This is a genomic window from Cryomorphaceae bacterium 1068 (assembly GCA_027214385.1).
Taxonomy (GTDB): Bacteria; Bacteroidota; Bacteroidia; order Flavobacteriales_D; family Cryomorphaceae; genus JAKVAV01.
On sequence record JAPVXR010000019.1, the window covers coordinates 36067 to 60628 of the forward strand.

The following is a 24562-nucleotide window of genomic DNA, read 5'->3' on the forward strand; positions in this document are numbered from 1 at the left end:
GAAACCGCTGTGATTTCGGGTGGATTTATGGAGTACTTATGAAATTCGGTAAGATCACCTCGCAACAGGCCAATAAGATTTTAGACCGGTAAGTTGTCGCTCCAAACACAATCCTTACCGAGCTGGTTGAACTGACTTTAAAGAACCTCGATCAACTTAATATCGAATATCAGCACGCTATTGGCGGGGATGCCGCTGCGCGCTCGGCTGCCATAAGCCAATCCCGATGGTATAAGCAACTTACCGCGGCCACCTTCTTTGAAAAAAGGAATTCCCATGGTCCAGCCTTGAATGACTTGGTTGAGGCCAAAGGCGACTCCCTCGGGATTGCTTTGGTCAAAAACTTGTCCGTTGGTAAAGTATCCGGTATATACCACCTTCACCGTAGACGATGGATTGGGGTTATCGCCGGTGCCCGTTTCTTCATCTACATAGTAGAGTCCGCTACCGATGTTCATCGCGTCCAACTCATTGTCGGCAATGTATTTGAGAATAATCTCATTGTCAATTTCAGTTTGGCTTTGGGTGTCATCATCCTTTTTGCAATGGAGAGATGTGGCTGCGACCAGTAAGAATAACAATATACGCTTCATCGGTTTTTTTTGAAATGAATGGGACAAAGATACACTTGATGTTCAGATATCAGTTTTCAGTGGGCAGTGATCAATGTTCAATGATCAGTGTAGAACGGAGCGAAGCGAGTTCATCGACTTAAAGGAAATCATTGGAATGATCAATTAAAAATTGAGAATGAAGAGCGCTGTCACAACTTGTCCGCCTAGGGCGGATGGCTTTGACGATTGCAATGAGGTGAACGGGGGAGGGAGATATAACTATCAGATGTCAGTTTTCAGTGAGCAGTTTTTTAGTGCGCAGATTTCGGTGAAAAGTGTTTTGGCTTGTAATAGCAGCATATCTCTCAAAAGGAGAACAAAAAAAAGCCACGCAAAATCTTTGCGCGGCTTTTCTAATAGTACTTTTATAAACAGTTGATTAAAACGGAAAAGGGCCTTTCCAATCATTTAATCCGTCTTGTATGCCTCGGATCATGTAGAGGGTTCCTTCTCCATTGGCAACAATTTCGAACATTTGACCGCCAAAACTATACCTGGCGGATGCACCTACTGCTCCAAAGGTTGATGAAATTTGATTGGACCAATTTGAGATTGATTCGACAGGTTCATAAACATCACCCCAACCGATAGCAGCAGTATTATAATTGACGCGAGATAAGCCATCGGGAGAGAAGAAGGTGTGTTGAAAATCATTACCCCCAAGCTGACCTCGATTATTGTAAATAGCACCAATCCCTCCTCCAAAGGAGCCGCCCGGAACAGTGCCGCCAATAGTTCTAGGAAGGCCAAGGCCCGTATTGCCTTGATCAGCAGATTTATATGTGTTATCAGAAGGGACATAAATTACGTGTTCTCCTCCATTTCCATAGGCTATAACTCCAATATCTGTTATGTCTCCAACAGCAGGAGTGAGATCCCTCCAACGACCGATTGCCTGAACCGAAGAGATACTATTGGATATAGTCTCTCCGTTAGCGTCGGCTGGGAAAAGCTGATCCATATTAAAAGGACCTTCTACCACATTATCGGGGCCGTTTTGTTCTACGCGCACATACTGCGTTCCATCGCCTATAAAAGCGATCAATGTGTTGTCGTCATCTTGGTACATGGCAGTTACATTACCTGCCACTTCGTTTATCTGAGACCAGTTTACAGCAAATTCAGGAAAGCCTTCCGCATAAGGCGTGCAATCCGTGATAGTGTAGCTTAGGTTAAGCTGGGTAGCGACCGTTTGGGTGGGGTTGGCTATCTCATTTACCACGTACGATATAGGAGCACCCGTTCCAAAAGAAGTGGTATTCACAAGTGCTTCGCCGAGGTCCTCAAGCGCCTGATCGGCTGAAGTGGCAAACGCATTTTCCGTCAATCCGCCGCCGTACGCTTGTACGCTGATATTTAACTCTTGAAGAGAATTAGAAAGCGAAACGCTTGCATCTACCTGCCCGCTAGATACCCATCCGTTCCATTTAGCGCTAAGCGCAGCTTCCATTTCTGCATGCGAGCTTGATGAACTGATCAACATATAGAAAATACGACCGTAGGTTACCTGCTTTACGTAGCATCCGGGATTCCCAGGCTCTATCCATTCGCCCAGCTGAGCGGCAGTTACACTAGAGCCAAAAAAATCGGACCCATCAGCACTCACATCTCCGTTCTCATCTTTCAGATCAAAAATCATGGTGTAGAACGACTGCTTTACCGAGACGAGTATATTGCTTTTACTCTCATCTTGGCTATAGCTCAAGCTACCCGTTACGTTTACGGAAGGACCTTTGTACTTAAACCCTAAAGTGGCTGCCAGATGCTCTTCTGAGTAAATTCGTTGAAACTGGAAATCGGTATTGGCTGTAACATCCAATTGGTCGGTAGTGGCACCCGCAATAATTTGGTTCATTCCGTCTCCGATGGAGATTCCATTGGCGGGTTCTACGTCTACATTGGTCAAGGAGAATCCGCTATTTCCAGAAATCCTCACATTTCCTCTTCCTCGGGGTAGTACAATGGCACTCGGTGTGGGTTCACCAACCGTGTTTCCCTGAAGCAGAGAACCGGGATAGATGACCGCTTCGTTAGGAGCCATCAAGGCAAAGTCACTGCTCAGTCCGGGGTTTGAACCGAATTCTACCACTTGAGTGGTACAACTCCAGTACGTTCCGTCTTGGCCCAATGAATCCGACTCAACTGTTGTCTCCACAACTTGCGTATCGGTCAATTCAAAATCAAAGCCACCGGCTCCGTTTATTATTTCACCCAGATCACCCGTCGCTGTTGTTGATGGAGATGGACCATTGTCGTCATCATCATCTTTCTTACATGAAACAACAACTGCGATAAGAACTAAAAATAAAACAAACTTTTTCATAATGGATAGGTTAGCGCACGCGAAGCGCAAGGTTTAAATGATAAGAGTTAATAATACATTTGGAAGTTCGTACAGTATCCATGGAATCATGACACTGCAAGAATTGTATAAATCGTTTGAAGCTGTCTCTTGAACTAAACTCATTTCTGCGTATGTCAAATGAGTTTAGGATGCTCTGAGCGATGCAATAAGTAGTCCGAATGAAACAAACGATGAGGGAATAAATCTTTCTCATTGGAGATTTTCGTTATAGTTTCTCCAAAACTAGAATCCCCGCCTGGCTAGGCTTTGTGAGAATGTCTCAAATATTTGTCATTTTGTTTCAAGCGGCAAAATCAGGATTTTGCCACCTCCTCTGAGCCTTTTTCAGTGTAGTGGCTGGGGCTCTTTCCATAGTATTGCTTAAACGACTTTGAGAAGTGGGCCAAGCTGGAAAAACCGCAGCTGTAAGCGATCTCACTTATGTTACCCATTTTCTGTTCCAAACAGGACTTGGCCCTTTCCATTCTTAAGCGTTTTATTATTTCTGCCGGCGATTCACGGAACAGACTCTTGGTCTTACGAAACATACTGGCACGACTCATTCCAAAGTGCGCAGCAAGTGCCTCTACGGTCAAGTCTTCTTCACCTAAATGTGTCTCGAGATAGGCATTGAGTTTCGAGATCCATTCCTCATCTTGGGAAGGAATGGACAAGGGTTGAAGGCTGATTTTAGAAAGGCTTTCGTGGTGTTCAGAAAAGAATGTCCTCAACCGCATGCGCTGCTGAATGAGGTTGTCGATTCTCAGCTTCAGCTCATCCATATTGAATGGCTTTGTGAGGTAATCATCAGCGCCAAAATCCAAACCACTTAGTTTATCCGAAATTTCCGATTTTGAGGTAAGCAAAATAAAAGGTAGAAAATTCAAATCGTCACTAGTTCTTACCTTTTTAAGAAGTGATAAGCCATCTCCATCGGCCATCATAATATCAGAAACAATGAGATCGGGAGTATCATTTTGAAGAAGGGCCCAGGCCTCATTTCCCGAAGACGCAAGAATGATGTTGAATCTATCCATCAGAGAATCCTGAACGAAAGCTTGAATCTCCTGATTGTCTTCTACAATGAGCACCTTCTTTAAATGCTTTCGCTGAACTTTTTGTCTTGACTCATCCGGAAGGATTTTATCAATGGTTTGCTTTGACGTTCTGGAAAAAACAAGATCACTCTCGGCAACAGACTCTGAAACAATTGGCAAGGTCACGGTGAAGCAGGTTCCCACACCTTCTTTGCTTTCTACCCTAATCTCACCCTTGTGCAAACGCGTAATTTCCTTGGCAATGGAAAGTCCGATACCGGTACCCGGTTGAAACTCGGATTTCTGAATTTGATAAAACCTGTCAAAAAGCCTGTCGAGTTGTTCATCCGGAATTCCTTTCCCCGTGTCAGTCACCGTAATAATCGCATGAGCATTATTTTCAGTGAGTTTTAGTTCAATGGATTTTCCATGTGGGGTAAACTTAAAAGCGTTCGACAGCAGATTGTGAAACACCTTATCCAGTTCATCGGGATCAAACTCAACCACAAGATCTTTTTCAGCCAGTTTGACAGAAAATGAAAGATTTTTCTGCAGTGCTACGGATTGATAATCAGCGGCCACGTTCCGAAGTAGTTGGTTAAGAACTCCGGGCTTTGCAGTTAGTCGAGCAGTTCCTGATTCCAGTTTTGTGAGGTCGAGTAATTGCTCCACCAAACTTTGAAGCCGCTTTGAATTTCGGATGATTCTCTTGAGGTGATTGTTTTCCAAACCGGATTGGTTGGTGTCCTGATTCTTCTGAAGTTCCTCGAGCGGCCCCAATATCAGAGTTAGAGGAGTTCTGAATTCATGAGAAATATTCTCAAAAAACATGTTCTTTTCTTTATCGAGAATGAGCAGCTCATCCTTTTGCTGTTCTACGATTTTCTTTTGTTGGTTCAGGCTAGCTGTGCGCGATTTTACTTGTGCCTCCAGTTCTCGTTGAGATTTTTTTAATGCCCTTAGCCGAAACCAATAAAATGCGAGAAAAAATCCAAGCACCATGACCACCATGAGGAGCTTGAACCAGATGGTTTCAATAATCTTTGGGGTCTTTACAATCTGAACCGTTGCCTCGGCAATCGGAGCTTCTTGATCATCGACGTAGGTTTGAACTCTAAAGGTGTAGGTACCACCTGGTAAGTTGGTATAAATCGCTTCGTTTCCCGAACCTGAAATACGCCATTTTTCGTCGAAACCCTCCAGTATATGACGGTACTTGAATCTATGTTGATCACGAAAGTTAGGACTGATGTATTGAATCTTCAAATCCGTTTGGTCACGATCTAAGAAATAAGAATTATCTCCGAGAGTCAATAAAGAGTCGCCTGAAAAAACAGTCGAAATTGTTGTGTTTTGGTTGAATGAGTCAAAGCTGATGGTTGACGGATCAATTTTTACTATACCATCTTGAGTAGGATACCAAAGTGTACCATCATTATCTTGATAACTCGAGTTTTGAAAGCCACCGTTTGCTTCGCGATTGAGCATCCCATCTTTTTCTGTGAAGGCTATCGAACTCACCCTGTCGAGATCACCGTCAAAGAAAGACTCCAGTTGATCGAGCAGGACGTAAAAAATTCCTTGATCAGAACTCATCCATAGCCTTTGGAATTCATCTATTTCAAAACTGTGTATCCCTGCAGTATACAGGCCCTTATCGGTGGAAATACCCTGATTTTTTTTTCTGTTTCGATCAAGGCGATTCAAACCATTATCTTCAGTGGAAACCCAGATAAAACCTTTTTCGTCTTCCCACAACGCCCTGAGGTTGTTGCTTCGCAAACCATCTTTTTCTGTATATGCGATCCATTGATCTTCGGAGGGAATATACCGATGCAGGCCTCCACCTTTCGAAGCAAACCACAAATCTCCGCGATGATCTTCCAACATATAATGGACTTCGCCCATTTCTGAAGTTCTGCGAACCGTGTCTACATTATTATTGCGCCAGGTATAAATACCTTCCCTAGTGCCAAACCAAATGGTAGAGTCACTACTTTCAAAGATGGTGTAAACCTCAGCGTCAATTTCTTTGATTCTGACGCCACTGTCCAATAAGGGTTTATCGTACGGTCTTTCTTTCTGCCAGTATTGATTGTTGATGAAAAACTTATTGTCCGTGGTCTCCAAAAAACTAGAAGTAGCGCCCCATGCATATTTGGGTCCCATCGAGCGCCGCTGATTATTTTTGAGATAATTCAGATAAACTGTCCATTCTCCAAACCAAATTGCACCGTGAGTATCGCCATAAACTCCATAAAAATTATTAGTGCCAATTGGCGACTTTATAACCTCAATAAGCGCTTTCTGAAATCGCTGAACACCCATATTTGATAAGGTAAGCCATATAGAATTCTCCCTATCACAGAATATTGAAGTGACCCTTTGTGCAGCGGTAAACTGAAAAATTCCATTTAAAAATATACTGTCTGTTGAGAAGGTCCAATAATCAACATTTTCGCAAAGACAAGCCACGCCGCCTTGTTTCTTGGCCTCGGTCCTTACGTCCCTTTCAGAGCGATATACTACTGAAATGCTATCGTCCGTAAGCTCGAACAGACCTGTTTGAGCATGTATAAAAATCCTTCCCTTCGCTGTCTCGTCCATTCGTGTAACATGCTCTCCTTTCTTGGTCCGTGAAGCTTCAAGTACGGCTATATTTTGAGGGGCAAATACACTATCTGCACTTAGCTTAAGTATCGTTTGATAAAACCACCACACTGAGCCATCATCTTGAGTCCAAAATGATCCGCTATTGCAGCCTGAAGGTAGTTCACAATAAAATTCAGTGTTCTCATAGGGATATTCCGATTTAAGAATCCTGTCGTCATCACTGGAAAAAAGAACGCTACCATCTGCCAATCTTACAGCTGAGACCAATGTATTTTTAGGACCAATATCATTGGGTTTGATATTTAATAAACCATCCTTTCTTTTAAGTCTAATACCATCTAGACCCAATATCCAAGTAAGGGAATCCCCGTCTAAGAGAATCCTCTTGCTGTAGCCTTCAGAAAACGATCCGTATGATTTAAATTTTTGATTCTCGTAATGAATTAAATACCCGGGTTCAGTTGTTATCCAAAACGAGTCTCCCAAGCCCTTTTGGATGGTCAGCATTCTATTGGACTCGATGCCGGGAGTATTCGAAACATCAAAAAGCGTGTAATTATTGCCGTCAAAGCGGACCAAGCCCTTCATAGTAGCCATCCAAATCAGACCATCCGTAGATTGAAAAATCTGATTCACTGTCGAAACGGGTAATCCCGTTTCCTGAGTATAAAGTTCGCTTAAATAGTCTCGATCGCGGTCCGCATAAAATTCCGTCTGCGCCTTACCTAGGTTAAGTATTCCGCAGAGCAAGAATACCATAAACAAGCGAACGCAAATTTGAATCATCGGCTGAAAATAGAGAATCACACGAATAATGGCAAGCTGTAAAGAGAGGGCCTCGTGATTAGGGAGTACAGATCTGAGAAATCATGATGAAATCCAGATGATTGCGTTGATATCTTGTAGTACATGATAACGACATTGTACGCTAGATCCTAGATGCCGTCCAATCTTTTGCAGCTATCAGATCTGTTGGTTATGGCACACATTGCTGCCTTGAGTCCAAATCCCTTATCATCTGAATTTATCCATATATTTCACACCTTGTGGAACCGAATTTATTTCGTCAAAACGATACCCCAAACAGCAAACCATGAAGAAATCTTTGTTTACCGCTCTGCTTCTCTTTTTTGCAGTGGCCACCTTTGCCCAAGAGAAAAAAGAAGAAAAACCCGAAAAAAAGGAAATTCCTAATGGGGAGATTTTTACGTCCACACAGTCGGTTACGATTGATGGTAAGACTATATCGCTGTCTACAGAAACGGGTACGGTGCAATTGCGCGATGAAAATGATGTGCCCATCGCCTTGTTTGGTTTTACCCATTACAAGAAGGCCAACTCAAGCGAAAACAGGCCGATCGTATTTGCATTCAACGGCGGACCGCTATCGGCTTCTTTCTGGTTGCACTTCGGTGTATTAGGTCCAAAGCGCGTCGAGATCAATGATCCCGATTACACCAAACCCGCTCCGTATAAAACGGTGAACAATGAGTACTCCATTCTCGATAAGGCCGACTTGGTGATGATCGATCCCATAGGTGTTGGATTTAGCAAGCCCGTCGGCGAAGCGAAATGGGAAGACTTTTGGGGCGTAGATCAGGACATCAGAAGCATTGGCCTCTTTATCGAACAGTTTATCATTCGAGCGGAGAAATACAATGCGCCCAAGTATCTGCTCGGTGAGAGCTACGGCACCTTCAGAAATGCGGGGTTGGTAAAGCACCTACAAGACAAAGGCATCGCCATGAACGGGGTCATTATGGTTTCTGCCGTATTTGAGTTGCATCACTTGCTCTTTGGCCCCGGTGATGATATGGCCTACTTGGTTCACTTCCCCGCTTATGCTTCTACCGCTTGGTATCACGACAAGGTGAAGGATAAGGGCGAGAATCTGGAAGCATTCCTCCAAGAGGTGAGGAGCTTTACAGAAGATGAGTATGCACCCGCCTTGCTCAAAGGAGATCAATTGACCGAGGTCGAGAAAGGGGAGATGGCGCAGAAACTTGCTGACTATTCGGGGTTGAGCACGGACTATTGGCTGAACGCCGATTTGCGTGTAACGAATAGAGAGTACTTTCAGGAATTGCTGCGCACGGAGGGACGAACGGTTGGGAGACTGGATTCCCGTTTTACCGGTATCAACGAAGACCTATTGGCGCAAACGGCGCTTACCGATCCGCAGAGCGATGCCATTGCGCCTCCTTATATCTCGGCCTTTAAGGACTATTTGTACAATGACTTGGGTGTGAGAAAAGACCTGAGCTATACCACTAGTGCGGGATCGCGAGAGGGGTTTAAATGGGACTGGAACCACAAAGGGAATATGATTTGGAACATGCAAGCAGTCGTAAGCACGCTTCCCGATATGACTTCGGCCATGAAGCAAAATCCGAACTTGAAGATTCTCATCCTAAACGGATACTTCGATCTCGCGACCGTATTTTACGGAGTGGAGTATTCCATCAATCACATGGGCCTCGATGCCGAATTGAAGAAGAACATCATCATGAAATACTACGAAGCCGGTCATATGATGTACACGCATAAACCATCCATGGAGAAGTTTAAGATGGATGTGGATGCGTTTATTGATCAGACGTCGAAGTGATTTGGATTTTGGCCTTTAGCCGCTAGCCATTAGCTGTTAGCTGATCCTCTAGTAGTGCCAATTCGAATAAAGATTAGATACTGTCCTCCTTTTGTGAGAGGCGGTGCGCTAGCGGAGGGGGTGGCTTTGACGATTGCAATGAGGAAAAGACGGGGGAGGAATGTTCGCTTCAGTTCGGCTGCGCTCACTGACCACGCTCACTTTTTGTCCACGAAGCAAAGCTCGACGGAGTCGATGTACACAAATGGCCACTAATGGACATAAATGGGTGTGAGAGAATTAAAATAAAAGAGAGTCCTACACGTGTTCTCCGCCTCAGGCGGATGGATTTAACGATCGCAGTGAGGTGAAGACGGGGAGGCTTTGGGTTTATCTTAGTATCGGTTTCCACTTTTTGCTCGCCCAAAAAGTGGAGTAAAAAAGGCGCGGAAAATACCATCCTTGAGCTTTGTCTTTGCCGCACGGCCTTCCCCCGGGTCGACAAACTCCGGGATCGCACTATTTTCCGAAGAGCCACCGCACGGAATGTTTGCGCACGGATGTTAGCTATTCGAGTTCTGACGGAGGAAGAACGGGGAACTTGCCCGCCTCTGAAGGATCGAAATGGATTTGAAGGTTTATCCAAATCCCCTCTCTACCAGGACTACCATTGAAACAACGACTGAGCTGAGAGATGCCCGAATAATTGTAGCTAATTCACCGGGCCAAATTGTGAAAGATATTTCAAGAGTAAATTCAAGCACTCTCACCTTCGATCGTCACGGCTCACCGAGCGGGATGTATTTCGTGCGATTGATTCAGGAGAATCGGGTAGTTGCTTCTACCAATGTGCTGATCACGGACCGACACAAATTGAGTGACCCGTGATCAATCCGAGAAGAGATTTCGCCGCACTCTCCTGCAATTATCTGATCGATCCAATCGTTTTTCCTACAAAGCTGAAAACAATGAATTTGAGATTTTTCTTTTTGGGAGCTGTACTTTGTGTTGCATGGACGGGTTGCAATCATCAATCTGAAGTGGACGAATACAATGCTTCTTTGATGTACTTCGTTTTTGAGGGGGTCGAAAATTCGGCCAAAGTGAGCAAGATGCGTTTGTATGCTTACTATCAGGAGAACAGAGAAAAATACGGCGAGGCCTACAGAGTGGGCGAGCAGGTAGTAGCTATAAACCAATCATTTGTTGATAGAGTGGATTCAATGCTGATAAATAGCAGTGAACCCGTTGACGACGAAGAATTCTACCAACTCTTCGTGGCGACAATAGACAGTCTGAACAATTGCTTGAAGAGGAGTGGAGACCTGACATGGTTTAATGCGAGATCAGTTAGGGAGCTTCATCCGAAAGCGAATAATCTGACTCTATTATTGGCAAGGCAAGCTTCAACTCAGTATTGCAATGAGATTCTCGAATACTTGGTGGAAGACATGAGTGGTTGTGGCTGGAGATTTCCGAATGTACAGTATGAACTCGTGAATAGCACCAGACTAATACTCAGCGAAAGAATCTATCAGCAGTGCGAGAACCGAGCCTTGGAGATCTCTTCATTTACCAAAGATGGAATACCTATTGAAAAAAAAATAAGGTCAAAAAACTCAGCTGCTTTTGCTGAGGTTACTTTTGATTCTCTTCCTCCGGGTAACTACAAGGTTGAAGGAATACTTAAAATGCTCATTGGTAGCTCGAGGTTTGTTGAAGAACCGATCGAGTATCGTTTTTCCGTAACTGAGGATATGCCATAACCATAAGCATAAATATTGACCTCATTCATTACTTCACCACCATCACTTTTTCAGATCGTATATTTCCCATCATTCGTGCTACAATGATATACATACCTTGGCTGAGCGGTTTTGTGCCTATTCGATGAGTCGTGCCACCTTCCGTGGATCGACTGATGAGTTTTCCCGATGCATCATACAGTTCCAATTCAGTGATCGTTTCGCTGCTACGAATCAATATATCTTGATTCAAAGCAAAGGTGGGACTGATCGAGAAAAAAGTGGAGTCACTTTCCGTAATATCATCAATTTCCTCTTCCTCTTCCTCTTCAATTTCAGAATCAAAATCAGCCAATACTTCTACTTCCGTTGGAGTAATTTCTCTGGAGTAGAAGCGCACGTCATCAACCACTCCAAAAATTCTTCCTTTGAGGCTAGTTGAATTATTGATTATGGACGCCAATACGATGGATGCGTCACCCAGCGAGGAGAAGTTTTCCCTCTGAGCAATCAGAAGTTCTCCATCAACATATATTTTAATCGAATCGTCGGAGGCATAAGAAATGGTGAGGTGGTACCATTGATCAATGACGGCCGTAACTCCCGTGGTGTATTTTACGCTTCCGCTTTCAATATAGGTCGAGAACTGATCATTTTGATCATCAAGAAAAAGATGAACATCATCAAACGTACTGATATTCAAATACGAGAGCAGAAACATGTCTGACTTTTCTGATGCCAGCTCTTCAGGTTTGAACCAAAGGGCGTAGGACCATTCCGGATTATAGAGTTGAATCATTTCAGGAAACAACACATAGTCCCCGGGCCCTGAAAAACGCAGAGCCGACTGAGGTGATCCTAATCGGTCTTCTGTGAACTCACACCCGGTTATAAAGGCTAAATTGTTATTGCCGCTTGAATCAGCTCCACTATTCGAAAAAGTATAATGGCCCACCAAGTCTAAGTCAAGATTGATATTCTGTGCGAGCAATTGACTAGTCGTTAAAATGATCGCTGTAAAAAGTAGAATATGCTGTTTCATAACACGAATCTAGACTTAAAAGGTACCAAAAAATTTGCTATTCTTTTCGGCCAAACCAATAAAATGATACATGAGATTCTTGATTTTTCGCTCGAGTGAAGTGTGGATATCGTCCAAGGATGAGCTCAGTTTCATTCCTCACATTTCCGGCATGCCATATGCTTTGTTTTTATGCATGAATAAAGTCGTCTCCATTTTCGTGCTTTCAGTTGTTTTGGTTTCCTGCGCATTTCGCGGCGGAATGAAGTCTCCCTTAGAAGACGAAGTGCACATCGCCACGGTCAATAACAATGTGTGCAAGCGCCTCAAAGACAAAGTCATTCTCTACGCCATTTTTGTGGATTCGAGGTACACCAACCCATGGACCGAGCACGATATCTACTCGTCTATTGATTCGATGAAACTGGCTATTGAGTGGATCGAAAAACAAGCGCGGGATAGACAAGTGCCGTTGGATATCGAGCTCGACTTCCACCAAGACGCCAAAGACATCATTCCCATCGAAGCCAACTTGATGCGGCAAACCCTTTCCAAGACTTTGTTCAACTCCAATGGAGTGCGGAATGTAGACCGTTGGGCAGATAAGGTAGCCAAGACAGCCTTGGTGATTTATGGTCGAGATACTTCTAAAGTAACGCGTACCAAGATTGTCCCTAAAGATCGGGAGCGACTTTTGGCAAGGGTGCGTGATGTCCACAAGACCGACAATGTGGCGCTGATTTACTTTATCAATAACTACTATACCGATGAGGTATCGGTAGCGATACATACGGCCCAAGACCATGACCCCGAGTATGCCGTGGTGAGCTTTAAGGAACCTGCTACCATCGCCCATGAGTTTTTACATCTCTTTGGTGCTTTGGATCTCTACAAGTCTCCTTTTGACAAAGCAAAGCAACTAAGGAAGTTCAAATCCTTTGCCATGCGCGAATTTCCCAATGAGATTATGGCCTTCCCACATCGGGGATTGGATTCACTAGGTATTAGTCCCTTAACGGAATACCTCTTGGGCTGGGACCGTGAGTTGGACGAGAAGTATAGCGATATGATTACGGGTGGAAAGGTCAGGGTGGCGAAGTATTAATAAAGTTTATCTAGCTAAAGTCGCCGCATCCCAAGGTGGTCTGCAATAAGAAGCAAAAAACCGTATGCAAGGGATGGCATGTTGGAAATACCAGAGCTTTGTAGTAAAGTTTACTCAAAATCACCCAATTGGGTGAAGAGCGCGTATCGGGTAATCATCACCTTTGGCAATAGAAACAACAACCATAAAGACATGAGAACCTTAAAACTAGTACTCGCTTCATTTGCCTTCGCTTTCAGCCTTTCCATCTTTGCTCAGGATACCGAGATGGCGATGATTACAGAATTTGAGCTTACAGAGACTTCTGCCGAAAGTATTTTGTCGAAAGAGATCTCGATGGCTAAGAGAAACAAAACAACCAAAAGTGCCCGCTTCAGAGCCAATGCCGGTTATACCAACGTGGGAGGCTACTTGAGCAAGCACCTTCAATTTCCCGATGAAGCCCGCGTTCTAGGCGTAAGCGGAGAAGTAAAACTGGCTTTCGACATTTTACCCGATGGGTCCATTGCCAATATGGAAGTATTGGAGTCTCCGCTCGATCTTTTCAGCGAAGAATTGATCTCGGTTATGCAATCCATGCCCGATTGGAGCCCCGCCTTTCGCGATGGTCTTCCCGTTGAGTCGCGTCAGGAGATACACGTCAATTTCAGATTGCCGTAAGTAGTTGACAGAGGTCAGAGGTCAGTTTTCAGTGATCAGTGAAGAGTGAAAAGTGTTTTGGCTTCTAGCCGCTAGCTTTTACCTGATCCTCTTGGAGTATCGATTCTAATAAAGACGAGATGCTGTCCCCCTTGTTTGTGGGCTAGTGCGCTGGCGGAGGGGGTGGCTTTGACGATTGCAATGAGGAAAAGACGGGAGAGGGAGATATAGATGTCAGTTTTCAGATGTCAGATGTCAGATGTCAGTTTTCAGTTGGCAGTGATCAATGTTCAATTAGGAATGTGCAATGATCAATGTTGAACCGGGCGCAGCGAGCTCATCGACTAAAAGGTGATAATTGCGTTGATCAATTAAAAATTTAGAATGAAGAGCGCTGTCAGAACTTGTCCGCTTAAGGAGGATCGAGTTGCGGAAGAAGGGGGTTGAACTTCGCGACAGCTCAAACTTTCAAAATCCCTTTCTGTAGCGCTAAGTAGATCAAGTGCAGGCTGTTTTTGGCTTCGAACTTTTGGATGAGGTTTTTGCGGTGACTGTCTACGGTATGGTGAGAGATAAAGAGTGCTTCAGCGATCTCTTTGGTGCTTGCGCCTTTGTAAAGGCACTCGAGCACTTCCTGTTCGCGCTCGGTCAAGCTGATGCTCTCTTCATCGTGCTTCCTGAGATTGAGCGCAAGGTACTTGGCCACCGATGGGCTGAAGTAATGTCCTTGGAGGTGGAGCTGACGAATGGCTGATGCAAAGTCAGAATCTTCTTCACTCTTGAGCATATAACCGTGCACCCCGTCAGAGATGCACGAGACAATCACCTCTGGCTTATTGTGCATGGTGAGCATCATGACTTTTATAGAAGGGTAATCGTCCAAGATTTTTCGGGCTACATTCAGTCCGTTTACTTCATTATCGCCGTCCAGGCTATAGTCCATGATCACTACATCGGGTTGCCTAAGGGTCAATTGCGATAGGGCAGAAGCACCTGATCGGGCGATGTCCATCACTTCGATGTCTTCTTCTCCGCTGAGGATAAATGAAAGGCCTTCGGTTACTACTTTGTGGTCGTCTACGAGGTTAACGGTTATGTTCATTTGGCTAGGGGTAGGGCTACAAGATAAGAAGTTCCTGTTTTCCCATCACTTTCCAAGCGAATTGTTCCGTTCAATTTTTCTACTCTGTTTCGAAGGTTCTTGAGGCCGATGCCTTCATATGCTGCTTTTGGGTCGAAGCCAATCCCGTTATCGCTGTAGCGGAAGATGATTTCGGCATTGATGTCTATTTCAATTTTCACCTTGGTCGCCTTGGCGTGCTTCAGCGTGTTGCTTAGCATTTCTTGGGTGAGGGCATACAGTTCTTGTTGGATGTCCTCGCTTTGTTCGTCCATTTCTCTTGAAACTGCCAGAGTTATTTTAATGCCATTGGCCTCTTCTATGGCGGCAATAAGCTGGTGAGCAGCTACTGCATAACCAAAGGTAGCTACTGAACCCTCATAGAGGTCGTGCGAGATGCGGCGTACTTCTTTTACCGCCTGATCTAATAGTCGTTTTAGCTTGCCAAACCCCTCCTCCTGCTCTGTCTTGAGCGCTGAAATTTTCTTCTCCATATTGCTGTTGTAGAGTTTGGCAGTAAAGAGTATTCCGCCGAGTCGGTCGTGTAGCTCTTGAGATATGCGTCTTCGCTCGGAGTTCTGACCTTTCAGCAGGGCGTTTACGTTTTCCACTTCTTTTTTCATGATGAGTTCATCGATCTGTTTTTCTCGGAGTTCGATTTCTTGTTGGGCAATGAGCTTACGCTTGCGCATCAGGAGGATGACGTCCAACAATACCACGGCAACGAGGAATACCACGGCAGAAGCAGTAATGACGATGTAGTTGATCAAATTCGTTTCTTCCATAGGATGGCGGTAATAAGGATAATGGACCAAAAAATATAGGCTACCGTATTGATACTGTAAAGCGCATTTGCATAAGCTTTGTCTATTGAACCAGCTAAAGGCAAAGCGCTCATTGCCGTAGCCATAAGGGTGAGGTAGAAAAAGTTAGCTAATCCGAAGGCCAAAAGAATGAGGCTGACACGAGCCTTTTCGGCAATGATGGTTCGAATAAAGACATAACTCAAGATAGCTGTCATTAAACCTTCAAGTGTATTGGCTGCATATTGCAACTCAGTAGGAGGATTTTCCAGAATCGTTGAGCCAATCCGAATAAGAACGACAGACACCATCCCGAATAGAAATAACCATCTTATTCTCGACTTTTGGCTCACAGCTGTGAAGTACACAAACAGGCTGATGACTCTCTCTATCGGTAGCAGGAAATTGTACGCAAGTCCAGTTTCCACTTCATATTCACTCAGAAAGAAGCAGACAATGTCGCAAATCAAATTGAGCCATATCACGATGGCAATCGGCTTTTCTACCTTGCTGAGCTGCTCGTAATTCTTTGCGAAGAGCAGCGCGGCAATCAGGCAGAATGGTGTTCCGGCATCGGTGAAGTTTAAAGTGAAATCCAATCACTAAAGACTTAAGGGCATGTGGGCGCGGGAACTGACACTGTGCCGCAGTCCGGTGGACAAAGCTGACCAATATTGAAAGCCTTGTTTCTATAACGTGCTGAATAGCCGAAGTAGTTTTCGTACGGTACATCATCGATTTCAAACATCTTTCCTTGATTTCCAAATCTTAGTAAAGGTGTATGGTCTCTGCTTTCATCTATTGTTGGGGTGTCTATCTTATCTTTTCTTGCACCATGATCGATGTATAGATATGGATCTATACTCGAAGCATATTCAGCGTCAAAAGCTCGAAGTTCTTGCGTTTTATGAAATACCATACGGGCGTGATAAGGAGAAGGTATCAAATTTAGAGCTACTCCATCTTTGGTTACTTGACAGTAGTAGTCTTTTCGTTTCTTATCAAAAAATGCGATGTCTTTTCTTTGAATACTCGTTGAAGCGTTAGAAACTTCAATGTATTCAAACCCACCCCCTGCCTTCGGAAGAGGATAAGCTGAAAATTTTCTGTTAGAATCGATCTTACCTAGGCCGATGAAATATGATAATTGTTTCGTTGTGGGATCGAACCCATAATGAAATACCAGTCCATCGTATTCATCGTCTAAATCGATCAGAGTAAGAAGTCTTCTCAGTTCGTCAGTGTATTCAATTTTTATCTGAGATTTATCCAACCCTCCTGCAGTATCGTATAGGGAATTAAAATCTGATATCGCCTTATCCCACTTTTTGAGGGGTAATCTTAACTTATGTCCATTCATAGTAATTGATTTAATATGTTTTGGTGTAAATCTCCCCCTAAAGAAAACAATTTTCCTAACCGGTTCAGGCCAATTGAGCTCCCCAATTTTAGGGAGGTGTGCTCTGTGCCAACCGAAATACAGATCAGTTGAAGTTGTAAGGAGACCGATTCTTCCAATTGATGCCTTCGGTATTTTCAGGATTGTTCACGCTCTTTTTAGCGATCCGTTTTGAAACTGTATTTTCGAACCGGATTAACCCTTCACAGAGAGATGATGTACCGATTGATCATTTTAGTATTTCTTTTTTCAGGCTTGATGCTTACCGCACAAAACAGACGAGATCTTCAAGATGACGACTGGGAGGATATGGTGTCCTTCCCTTACGAAATCGAGGGAGAGTTCAGTAAAGTGGATGTGAGTATCAAAGAGACGGTAAACAGCGTCACTAAAACGCGCTGGCTATACCGATACGAAGTCAATGAAAATATGGAGCCATTGCTTTTCAGGGTCTATAATGAGGATGTCGGGAACCACGTAGCCGATTATATCTACACGTATTCCCCCGGAGAGGAAGTTCGTATTGTTAAGAAACGCGAACCATTTACGTATTACGAATGGAAGTTGAGGTACAATGAGGTATACGAAGAAGTGAGTTATGTGAACAACGAGTTGAACTACCGATGGACTTACGATAGATCCTCTCCTCAAGAAACGACCATTACAAAACTGAAGAAGAATGAAAAGCCCGTTTATACATGGTATATCGAATCTGATGATCAAGGAAGGGTTGAACGGTCGTATCGAGTAAATGGTAAAAAAGTGACCCAATTTCTATCCCATCAATACGAAGAGGAATCAAACAAGCACAAGGTCTACTACTTTAACAAAAAGGCATTGCAGTCCCTGGAAATCGGCTTGAGTCTGGATCGCGACTCAATCATACAAATGGAACCGAAGACCATCGCATCCATGTATTACCGTCCGGTGCCCATCACATCTTATGCGTATACGGATGACGACAAAATTGCCTCTTACGCTGTCAAAACTCAGGCGGGACGTACCATTACCCAAGATCAATACATGTATGATCGCGATGGTCTCTTGGTACAGAAGGTGTCATCAAATTATACCGGGCTGCCCATTACCGAAAAGTACTTTTACGGCGACAATGGGAAAATAGCGTCCAAGATTCGAACCATTCAAGTCGGCAATGAATCGTATGAACGCACCCATACGTACAGCTACAACTCCGAGAATAGATTGATACGGATCGAAATCAGGTTGTCAGACTCACCTCATGATCTTTTGGAGGTGAATTTCAAATACACAGACTGACCCTTGTTCAAGAAATCATAACCTACTATTCTTGCAGCGATGCTCAGAGCTGAGGAAATCATAGATCGAATTACCGCACGGTTCCCCGATGTATCTTTTGATATCAGGAAGGAAGAGAATTCTGTGCGTTTCAGATTTTCTACCGAATGGCAGAAGGAATACGGTTATTCAGCATGGATAAGCGTACACCGTGAAAAGCTTCACACCTCTATCGGCGCTTCTTTGATCGATGAAGAGAATAAGTATTTTTGGTATGAGCCATTTGACTCCTACAATGCCAAAAAACGTGAGGAAGAATGGGAGGACAGCAAGTGCTTTTTGGAATCGGGTATAGCGCTTTTAACGGCGCATCCTACAAAGATCATCCAACGCAAATCGTGGATTTGGATTTCGTATGGTCTGTATTATTTCAAGGACAATACATGGAATCATTACTACACTTCTTCAGGATCCAGATGGTTTGATCATCCGCTTACCAATGAAAAGGAAAGGGAGTGGAGATGAGCAAGCATCGAAATAAGATAAAGTCCAAACGCGGTGGTTTAGCCTACATTTTTCTAGCGGTGGCCGTTGCCTTTGCCATTAGAGGCGGTTACATGCTAAAGCATCACCTCGTTTTTGTCGGAGAGCACTGGAAGTACAAGCAGCCGGTAGCTTCAACACCGTGGACTGCTTTTTTATACGCTGCGTTTTTTTTCGTCTTGTTTTATTTCACCTTTAAGCGAAAGAAGGAAGAGGAGTGATTTGAGCAATTATTGAAGCTTTCATCTTTCCGTTCCGGCATCCTAACATAAGGTCAGGTCCTGCCCAATATGATGAGATCAAATTCTTATAGGCATATAGAAACTTTAACAAAACGTTCACAGCGTATTTTTCTGTGTCTGCTTTTTATTGTCAATCTTGCTGATGTAAAGCCTGAAACAGTTTTAACTAATCTACCGATTGCTATGAATTCTAAATCAAACTATCACACAAAGATTTATTTATTGGTGCTATTGATCACCCTTACTTTCTCCGCTTCAGCTCAACTGGAATGGGATAGACTAATGCCACAACCCACGGAGAATTGGATTCAAGATATCGTATTTATCAACCCTTCTCAAGGGGTGATGTGTACGTTTTATCAAACGTTCTCCACCTCAAATGGAGGCGAAACTTGGGAAGGCGTCGAGTTAGGCGGTTCATCCGTTTTAGAGGTGCACGAGCAAACCATCGCAGCTTTGGGAGGTGGTCGATTGTTTATGTCTTATGACGGAGGCATCGATTGGGAATTGAAATTTGACGGTGTACCGAATGGTGTTGCTTTGAACGATGTTTCTTTTTCATCAAGCTCTGAAATTACCTTATTGGGGCGTGATAGCAATTCGATCAAAAGACTTTACAGATCAAATGATTCAGGTCAGACCTGGGATACTTTAAATGTTGCCATGCCTTCTAATGCACGCTTCTTAAATGTTATAAGCGGCGACACCTTCTTCTTTGTCTGGGGAGGCGCAGTTTATAAAACGGAGAACGGAGGGAATACCCTCAACTTGTCTTATGAGAGTCCGAATTCAAATGCGGATATCACCGAGCTCCAGATTCTTAACGATTCGACCCTTTATGGGATCGATGACGCAGGGAGTTTTTTCAAAACCGGGGATAGCGGCGAAACGTGGGAAACGGTAGACATAGTTGAATCTTGGATGCCGGCGAATTTCAACGATATGCATTTTTCGGATTCCATGAATGGATATACAACATCGTATAATCATTTGATTTACCGCACCGGTGATGGAGGCGAAACATGGACGGAGCTTTCCGATTTTGATTTTTTTAATTTTCCCTACATTTTCTCAATCTACAGCTTATCTCAGGAGACACTTTATTGCGGAGGAGAAGGTGGCGTGATCTTTACGACTACCGATGGGTTGGAGTCTGTAAACGCCAATGCCGTGCCCTTGGATGACGCTAGAGCAATTGATCTGGCAGATGAGAATATTGCCTTTGTCAAAGGGAGTGAAATGTTTTACCGCCTTGACTTAGAAACAGGAGAATACTTGGAAGTTCAACCTTATTGGGATGAGTCGGATACCAAAAACGCTTTCGTCTTTTTTGATGATGAAACGGGTTTTGGTCTCGATCAGGAAGGACAGTTGAGAAAAACCACCGACGGGGCTATGACTTGGTCGGAAATTGACTTAGTCCAATCACCCTCCGGTCAGTTTACCGATTTTGAATTTGTAGATGAAAATAACGGAATCCTTCTTGAAGGAACGACAACCCTTTGGAAGACGAACAATAGTGGCTCGAATTGGGAAGAGATATTCGAAGGAGATGTACAAGTGTTCGATGCCGTCTCGGAAACTTTATTCTTTTTGATCAATCGAGATGAGGATGGTCAGATGAGTTTATTGAGAAGCACAGACGGGGGAGAGAACTGGACGGAATTAGCTGACTTTTTTGCTTTCTTCTATTTTGAATTGCACTTCCTGAATGAGTCCACCGGTTTCGTGAGCTCGAATTTCGGTACCAGTCGAACAGATGATGCAGGCGAAACTTGGGAGCTCGACAATTCAGGCGTTAGCCATTTTCAATTTGTGAATGATGAAATTGGCATTGGTCTGCAATCTCAAGAGGTGTATTTCACAAATGATGGAGGCATGACTTGGAGCCCTACGGGACCAAACAGTGGATTTGTTGCTGATTATTCCATCGCAGGTGATCGCATTGTCGCTTTGAATCGATTGCATGCCATTCATACTGCTCCGATTAATACGCTTTCTACTGAAGAAATAGCCGGTTCAAGTCAGCCTTTACTGATTTACCCAAACCCTGCCTCCGACGATCTTACCGTAGTGTTTCCCGATGGGCAATGGTCTCAATACGAAGTGGTCGATATCACTGGAAAAGTGCTTTTGAGCAAGAAGGTTCAGAACCAAGGCATTTTGCGCGTAGACCTTCGAGATTTCTCTTCAGGTATTTATATCATTCGCATCATAGGAGATGAAGCATCCGTACAGGCCAAAATGATCAAGAAGTAGAGATCGTTCAAGTCACTTCTGAGTTCTTTTGGGATAAATCGAAATGTATTTTCTTTCTATTTTAGATCCATGAAATTGAAATACTTCTTGGTTCCACTATTGGCGAGTCTAATTATCTCCTGTTCGAAAGAGGATGATCCCGATGACCAAGCTGATGGAAAGCTTTGGTTTAGGGGTTACTCACAATCAGAAAAGCTTTTTTATGTCGGCGGCGAACAACGCGATGCTTCAAGTCTGGATTTGTCAACGCTCTTCAATGAAACCCGTCGTTCGTGGATTTCTACTTCACGTTACGTAGGAGATCACTATTTCTTTGATGATGATACGCTGGAAATTCGTTTTGACAATCCACCTTTTAATCGATATGGCTATTATTTCAGCAATGATTCATTGTTTGGACTGATCAACGATAGCTTTATTGGAGGCGACCCATTTCCTCGGTATTTGGCTTCGGGTAGTAAAAATGAGTTAAAGACAAAGCATTGCCTCACCTACATCCGCACTTATCGCGACGATGGCACCTCACGCAAGGGTTCGTCATTTAATGTTACCGATCATGAGACGGTAGAAAGTGTTATTGGCAATTCAGAATTTATGGGGATCAACCAAATGGGTCCGAACGATACGCTGCTTTTGATCAATCAGACCAAGATTTACAATTAGGTCGGTTTTGTATTACGCGTAACCCAAATCACTAAAACTGTCTGTGGGTTTGACTCTCTTTGTAACGAAAAAGAGTCTATTATGAGCCTTACCGTCCAAATCTTATTGGGAGTCATCATACTTCATTTCATCGTAGGCTTTGGTTACTTGATTTACAAGTTGTCGCCTAAGAAGAAGGATAAGGAGTAGGAGCTATCTATTCCGTGTGATGCTCATCCTAAATCGACAAACGCTTTACTCTATTCCGTTTCACTTTTTCTTTTCAGCCTCTTCTCCACCCGCATCGAGATAAAGAGACTCAACAGTACGAACCCGGTAAACAAAAAGAATCCTTCGTTGAGTTTGGAGTGATTGGTTGTGAGAATATCGATGGTATGGGAGATGTTTTCCAATTGACCGAGCTGCTCGGATACGATCCCGGAGAAACCAATGTAAGCCATAAAAATCGCGACTACCATGACGTCGGCCATCGACCATTTCCCCGTTTTGAAAACCATGAAAGCTACCGCTCGATTGGAACGAACACTCTTCCGGAAGAGATAAATCACCGTAGCTAAGAGTTTGCTGAAGGGAAAGATTACGCTAAACAGAAAGACCAAAACAGCCACAAGGAATAGATCAATCTTGCCTTGTCCGATAAGTAGCCCCACCACCTCCACAATGCTTTTGCTTTTGAAATACAGCACTTGATCGCTAAAGAGGACGGGTTCTCCCAAAAGGGTAAAGGACAATTCATCGATCCGAGCGTCGATTTCGATCATCGGCAGGAGTACACCCAAAAAAAGAAGGATTGAGGAAAAGATGACGACCATCAGAAGGGTAAACGGTTGATCAGCCGAACCTGCAAACAAACTCACTAAGACCAGGGTATATAGCAGTCCGATGATGACAAAGTATTTGATCTTTCCGTCGTTCAGAGTACCAATTTCAGCCTTTAGTTTTTGGGTAGCTTCTACTCTTGTTTCGCTATTGTGCTTGGCTAAAATGTGGTCGTGCAGGGTGTAATCCATTTCGGCAAAGGTCTTATCGGCATATTCATCCAGTTTGCCACGGACCCAGTTTTTCAAATCTCGACGATTTTCGGGATCCTCCATAAAGTTTAGGATCTCTTCCGTGATCGTGGGGATTTGTTTTTCGAGCTCGTCAAAGGTTTTGGTCACGCTCGCTACCATGTTTCTGAAAACGCCACCTATGCTTCCACTGTTACTGTCTCGGTATTCGTTGCGAAACCGCCTTATCTGCTCATAAAGGAAGTCTTGAATTTTTACCCGCATTTCCTCGCGGTTGGTATCGGTGATCTGAAACTCATCAATCTTCTTTGCCACGATCGTGGCAACCTGCTCCTTCCATTCATCTACATTGAAAATGCCGTATTTGATCATGGAGAGTTCGATCAGATCCTCGGTGTGTTGCTTTTGCAAGCGATTGATGCGGAAGATTTCAAAAGCAGAATAGCTCTGAATCAGGATGGCTGCAATGAGGAAAATGCGAATAGTGAATTGGCGGGTCATCTGCTTTTTTTCAGCGCTTGAAATTACCTAATGTAATATTCGGTTTTCAGATAAGTCATAACTGTCTGCTTCACGTTTCTAATCACAAGAATCCATGCTTTCCTTGGTTGTTTAGAATCAGTTCGTTAGACTTGTATGAGCCTTAGCGCGCTCAGTAACCAAAATTACTCGTATGAAACCCTTTAAACAACCTTTCACCACTCTTAGGTCCATTTCGCTTAGAACTGCCTTGATCGCATCGCTACTTGTTGTGGTGATGGCCGGCTGTTCTCTCGTGCCTTATTACGATGCGAGCGTCATTGAACAAATTGAAGAAACCACTGCTACCGCCGATCGGTTCTATCTCCTGATGGCCATCGATTCTACTTCAGAAGAATCACTGCGGAAATACGAAATGGCAGAGCCTTTTTACTACGACCTCATTCTCGATTTGCGAAAAGTTAACCGCATGAATGAGTACCGCAAGAAAAGTGAAGCATCGACCAAGCAAGTCGATCTGGCTATCGACATAATTGAGTCGCAAAAATCCATTCATGAAAGCATGGAGCGACTGGATGAGTCCGGTCTTATACAGCTTCATCGGTCTCAAACGATGGATGCCCTCTTTATACTTCGGGCTACTGAATCAAGACTACCCAAACAATCAAACTAAACGACCATGGCATTTGAAATCGACGAAGTAATAGGAGATATGGCTCAAGCCATAAAAGGATCAGTAAAGGAAGACTGGCCCGATGCAAAAGAAACGGTAAAGCAATTTCTCGACCGCCGCAAAGAGCGGATGAAGTTGATCGCGGAGCTTATCTTAAAAGGTGTTTTGACTGTAGATTCAGCAAAGCCCTACCTCGACATTGAAAAGAAACTACTGGAGATGGAAATTTTGAGCATTTCGATTATTACAAAAGCGGTGGCCCAAAACGCAGCAACCAAAGCGATTAAGGTCTTGATGGATGCTATCAAGGTGGCTATTCCGTTGTGAACTTGGAGACGACAATCCGCCAATCCTTTATTGCAGTTTTTTCTCACTTCGAGTGGCTTTCTATACTACTCACTTGTTCCT

General features: G+C 43.8%; 21 protein-coding genes. 12 read left to right on the top strand and 9 right to left on the bottom strand.

Annotation, left to right across the window (positions count from 1 at the left end):
- Positions 1-137 precede the first annotated feature (137 nt).
- The 3 genes from O3Q51_17165 to O3Q51_17175 all read right to left on the bottom strand — a co-directional run bounded on the left by O3Q51_17165 (position 138) and on the right by O3Q51_17175 (position 7394).
- Positions 138-593 carry an FKBP-type peptidyl-prolyl cis-trans isomerase gene (locus O3Q51_17165; protein MCZ4410549.1) on the bottom strand — a complete coding sequence of 152 codons (456 nt, stop codon included), beginning with the start codon at positions 591-593 and terminating at the stop codon, positions 138-140.
- 400 nt (positions 594-993) lie between these two features.
- Positions 994-2937 (bottom strand): thiol-activated cytolysin family protein, encoded by a 1944-nt coding sequence (locus O3Q51_17170; GenBank protein ID MCZ4410550.1) that lies wholly within the window; start codon positions 2935-2937, stop codon positions 994-996.
- 335 nt (positions 2938-3272) lie between these two features.
- The gene (locus tag O3Q51_17175) at positions 3273-7394 is read right to left on the bottom strand and encodes an ATP-binding protein (protein ID MCZ4410551.1); all 4122 of its coding nucleotides are present in this window, start codon (positions 7392-7394) and stop codon (positions 3273-3275) included.
- Between the two features lie 307 nt (positions 7395-7701).
- Between O3Q51_17175 and O3Q51_17180 the strand changes: the two genes are divergently transcribed.
- The 3 genes from O3Q51_17180 (at position 7702) to O3Q51_17190 (ending at position 10961) form a co-directional block, all read left to right on the top strand.
- Positions 7702-9216 (top strand): carboxypeptidase, encoded by a 1515-nt coding sequence (locus O3Q51_17180; GenBank protein MCZ4410552.1) that lies wholly within the window; start codon positions 7702-7704, stop codon positions 9214-9216.
- A 603-nt stretch (positions 9217-9819) separates the two neighbouring features.
- On the top strand, positions 9820-10083 hold the full coding sequence (locus tag O3Q51_17185) for a T9SS type A sorting domain-containing protein (protein MCZ4410553.1): 264 nt from the start codon (positions 9820-9822) through the stop codon (positions 10081-10083).
- A gap of 80 nt (positions 10084-10163) precedes the next feature.
- Positions 10164-10961: a hypothetical protein gene (locus O3Q51_17190; GenBank protein ID MCZ4410554.1), complete on the top strand. Its 798-nt coding sequence runs from the start codon at positions 10164-10166 to the stop codon at positions 10959-10961.
- A 28-nt stretch (positions 10962-10989) separates the two neighbouring features.
- Here the strand turns inward: O3Q51_17190 and O3Q51_17195 are convergent, their stop codons facing one another.
- Positions 10990-11982, bottom strand: a complete 993-nt coding sequence (locus O3Q51_17195) for a T9SS type A sorting domain-containing protein (protein MCZ4410555.1) — start codon at positions 11980-11982, stop codon at positions 10990-10992.
- 70 nt (positions 11983-12052) lie between these two features.
- Between O3Q51_17195 and O3Q51_17200 the strand changes: the two genes are divergently transcribed.
- Both O3Q51_17200 and O3Q51_17205 read left to right on the top strand, forming a co-directional pair.
- A complete protein-coding gene (locus tag O3Q51_17200) occupies positions 12053-13066 on the top strand; it encodes a hypothetical protein (GenBank protein MCZ4410556.1) in 1014 nt (337 codons plus the stop codon).
- Positions 13067-13258: 192 nt separating this feature from the next.
- Positions 13259-13726, top strand: a complete 468-nt coding sequence (locus O3Q51_17205; GenBank protein MCZ4410557.1) for an energy transducer TonB — start codon at positions 13259-13261, stop codon at positions 13724-13726.
- Positions 13727-14165: 439 nt separating this feature from the next.
- On the opposite strand, the gene O3Q51_17210 is transcribed toward O3Q51_17205, so the two are convergent.
- From O3Q51_17210 to O3Q51_17225, 4 genes are read right to left on the bottom strand one after another with little or no spacing between them, the layout of a single operon-like run.
- Positions 14166-14807, bottom strand: coding sequence for a response regulator transcription factor (locus tag O3Q51_17210; protein ID MCZ4410558.1), 642 nt, complete (start codon positions 14805-14807; stop codon positions 14166-14168).
- Positions 14804-15610, bottom strand: coding sequence for a histidine kinase (locus O3Q51_17215; GenBank protein ID MCZ4410559.1), 807 nt, complete (start codon positions 15608-15610; stop codon positions 14804-14806). Before O3Q51_17215 ends, O3Q51_17210 begins: the two co-directional genes overlap by 4 nt.
- The gene (locus tag O3Q51_17220) at positions 15592-16227 is read right to left on the bottom strand and encodes a hypothetical protein (GenBank protein MCZ4410560.1); all 636 of its coding nucleotides are present in this window, start codon (positions 16225-16227) and stop codon (positions 15592-15594) included. The genes O3Q51_17215 and O3Q51_17220 overlap by 19 nt, the downstream gene beginning before the upstream one ends.
- An 11-nt stretch (positions 16228-16238) precedes the next feature.
- Positions 16239-16988, bottom strand: coding sequence for a hypothetical protein (locus O3Q51_17225; GenBank protein MCZ4410561.1), 750 nt, complete (start codon positions 16986-16988; stop codon positions 16239-16241).
- 210 nt (positions 16989-17198) lie between these two features.
- Between O3Q51_17225 and O3Q51_17230 the strand changes: the two genes are divergently transcribed.
- From O3Q51_17230 to O3Q51_17250, 5 genes are all read left to right on the top strand, one after another.
- Positions 17199-18305 (top strand): hypothetical protein, encoded by a 1107-nt coding sequence (locus tag O3Q51_17230; protein MCZ4410562.1) that lies wholly within the window; start codon positions 17199-17201, stop codon positions 18303-18305.
- A 39-nt stretch (positions 18306-18344) separates the two neighbouring features.
- Positions 18345-18809, top strand: coding sequence for a hypothetical protein (locus O3Q51_17235; protein ID MCZ4410563.1), 465 nt, complete (start codon positions 18345-18347; stop codon positions 18807-18809).
- A complete protein-coding gene (locus O3Q51_17240; protein MCZ4410564.1) occupies positions 18806-19048 on the top strand; it encodes a hypothetical protein in 243 nt (80 codons plus the stop codon). Before O3Q51_17235 ends, O3Q51_17240 begins: the two co-directional genes overlap by 4 nt.
- A 204-nt stretch (positions 19049-19252) precedes the next feature.
- Positions 19253-21328 (top strand): T9SS type A sorting domain-containing protein, encoded by a 2076-nt coding sequence (locus O3Q51_17245; protein MCZ4410565.1) that lies wholly within the window; start codon positions 19253-19255, stop codon positions 21326-21328.
- Between the two features lie 69 nt (positions 21329-21397).
- The gene (locus O3Q51_17250) at positions 21398-21991 is read left to right on the top strand and encodes a hypothetical protein (GenBank protein MCZ4410566.1); all 594 of its coding nucleotides are present in this window, start codon (positions 21398-21400) and stop codon (positions 21989-21991) included.
- Between the two features lie 239 nt (positions 21992-22230).
- On the opposite strand, the gene O3Q51_17255 is transcribed toward O3Q51_17250, so the two are convergent.
- Positions 22231-23502, bottom strand: coding sequence for a paraquat-inducible protein A (locus O3Q51_17255; protein MCZ4410567.1), 1272 nt, complete (start codon positions 23500-23502; stop codon positions 22231-22233).
- Between the two features lie 172 nt (positions 23503-23674).
- On the opposite strand from O3Q51_17255, the gene O3Q51_17260 reads away from it, so the two are divergent.
- Together O3Q51_17260 and O3Q51_17265 are read left to right on the top strand one after the other, a co-directional pair.
- The gene (locus tag O3Q51_17260; protein MCZ4410568.1) at positions 23675-24154 is read left to right on the top strand and encodes a hypothetical protein; all 480 of its coding nucleotides are present in this window, start codon (positions 23675-23677) and stop codon (positions 24152-24154) included.
- Positions 24155-24160: 6 nt separating this feature from the next.
- Positions 24161-24481: a hypothetical protein gene (locus tag O3Q51_17265; protein ID MCZ4410569.1), complete on the top strand. Its 321-nt coding sequence runs from the start codon at positions 24161-24163 to the stop codon at positions 24479-24481.
- Positions 24482-24562: the final 81 nt, after the last annotated feature.

Bases quoted from the DNA above. Each gene is read 5' to 3' on its own strand.
- O3Q51_17165 (MCZ4410549.1), bottom strand. From the start codon at position 593: ATGAAGCGTATATTGTTATTCTTACTGGTCGCAGCCACATCTCTCCAT.
- O3Q51_17170 (MCZ4410550.1), bottom strand. From the start codon at position 2,937: ATGAAAAAGTTTGTTTTATTTTTAGTTCTTATCGCAGTTGTTGTTTCA.
- O3Q51_17175 (MCZ4410551.1), bottom strand. From the start codon at position 7,394: ATGATTCAAATTTGCGTTCGCTTGTTTATGGTATTCTTGCTCTGCGGA.
- O3Q51_17180 (MCZ4410552.1), top strand. From the start codon at position 7,702: ATGAAGAAATCTTTGTTTACCGCTCTGCTTCTCTTTTTTGCAGTGGCC.
- O3Q51_17185 (MCZ4410553.1), top strand. From the start codon at position 9,820: ATGGATTTGAAGGTTTATCCAAATCCCCTCTCTACCAGGACTACCATT.
- O3Q51_17190 (MCZ4410554.1), top strand. From the start codon at position 10,164: ATGAATTTGAGATTTTTCTTTTTGGGAGCTGTACTTTGTGTTGCATGG.
- O3Q51_17195 (MCZ4410555.1), bottom strand. From the start codon at position 11,982: ATGAAACAGCATATTCTACTTTTTACAGCGATCATTTTAACGACTAGT.
- O3Q51_17200 (MCZ4410556.1), top strand. From the start codon at position 12,053: ATGAGATTCTTGATTTTTCGCTCGAGTGAAGTGTGGATATCGTCCAAG.
- O3Q51_17205 (MCZ4410557.1), top strand. From the start codon at position 13,259: ATGAGAACCTTAAAACTAGTACTCGCTTCATTTGCCTTCGCTTTCAGC.
- O3Q51_17210 (MCZ4410558.1), bottom strand. From the start codon at position 14,807: ATGAACATAACCGTTAACCTCGTAGACGACCACAAAGTAGTAACCGAA.
- O3Q51_17215 (MCZ4410559.1), bottom strand. From the start codon at position 15,610: ATGGAAGAAACGAATTTGATCAACTACATCGTCATTACTGCTTCTGCC.
- O3Q51_17225 (MCZ4410561.1), bottom strand. From the start codon at position 16,988: ATGAATGGACATAAGTTAAGATTACCCCTCAAAAAGTGGGATAAGGCG.
- O3Q51_17235 (MCZ4410563.1), top strand. From the start codon at position 18,345: ATGCTCAGAGCTGAGGAAATCATAGATCGAATTACCGCACGGTTCCCC.
- O3Q51_17240 (MCZ4410564.1), top strand. From the start codon at position 18,806: ATGAGCAAGCATCGAAATAAGATAAAGTCCAAACGCGGTGGTTTAGCC.
- O3Q51_17245 (MCZ4410565.1), top strand. From the start codon at position 19,253: ATGAATTCTAAATCAAACTATCACACAAAGATTTATTTATTGGTGCTA.
- O3Q51_17250 (MCZ4410566.1), top strand. From the start codon at position 21,398: ATGAAATTGAAATACTTCTTGGTTCCACTATTGGCGAGTCTAATTATC.
- O3Q51_17255 (MCZ4410567.1), bottom strand. From the start codon at position 23,502: ATGACCCGCCAATTCACTATTCGCATTTTCCTCATTGCAGCCATCCTG.
- O3Q51_17260 (MCZ4410568.1), top strand. From the start codon at position 23,675: ATGAAACCCTTTAAACAACCTTTCACCACTCTTAGGTCCATTTCGCTT.
- O3Q51_17265 (MCZ4410569.1), top strand. From the start codon at position 24,161: ATGGCATTTGAAATCGACGAAGTAATAGGAGATATGGCTCAAGCCATA.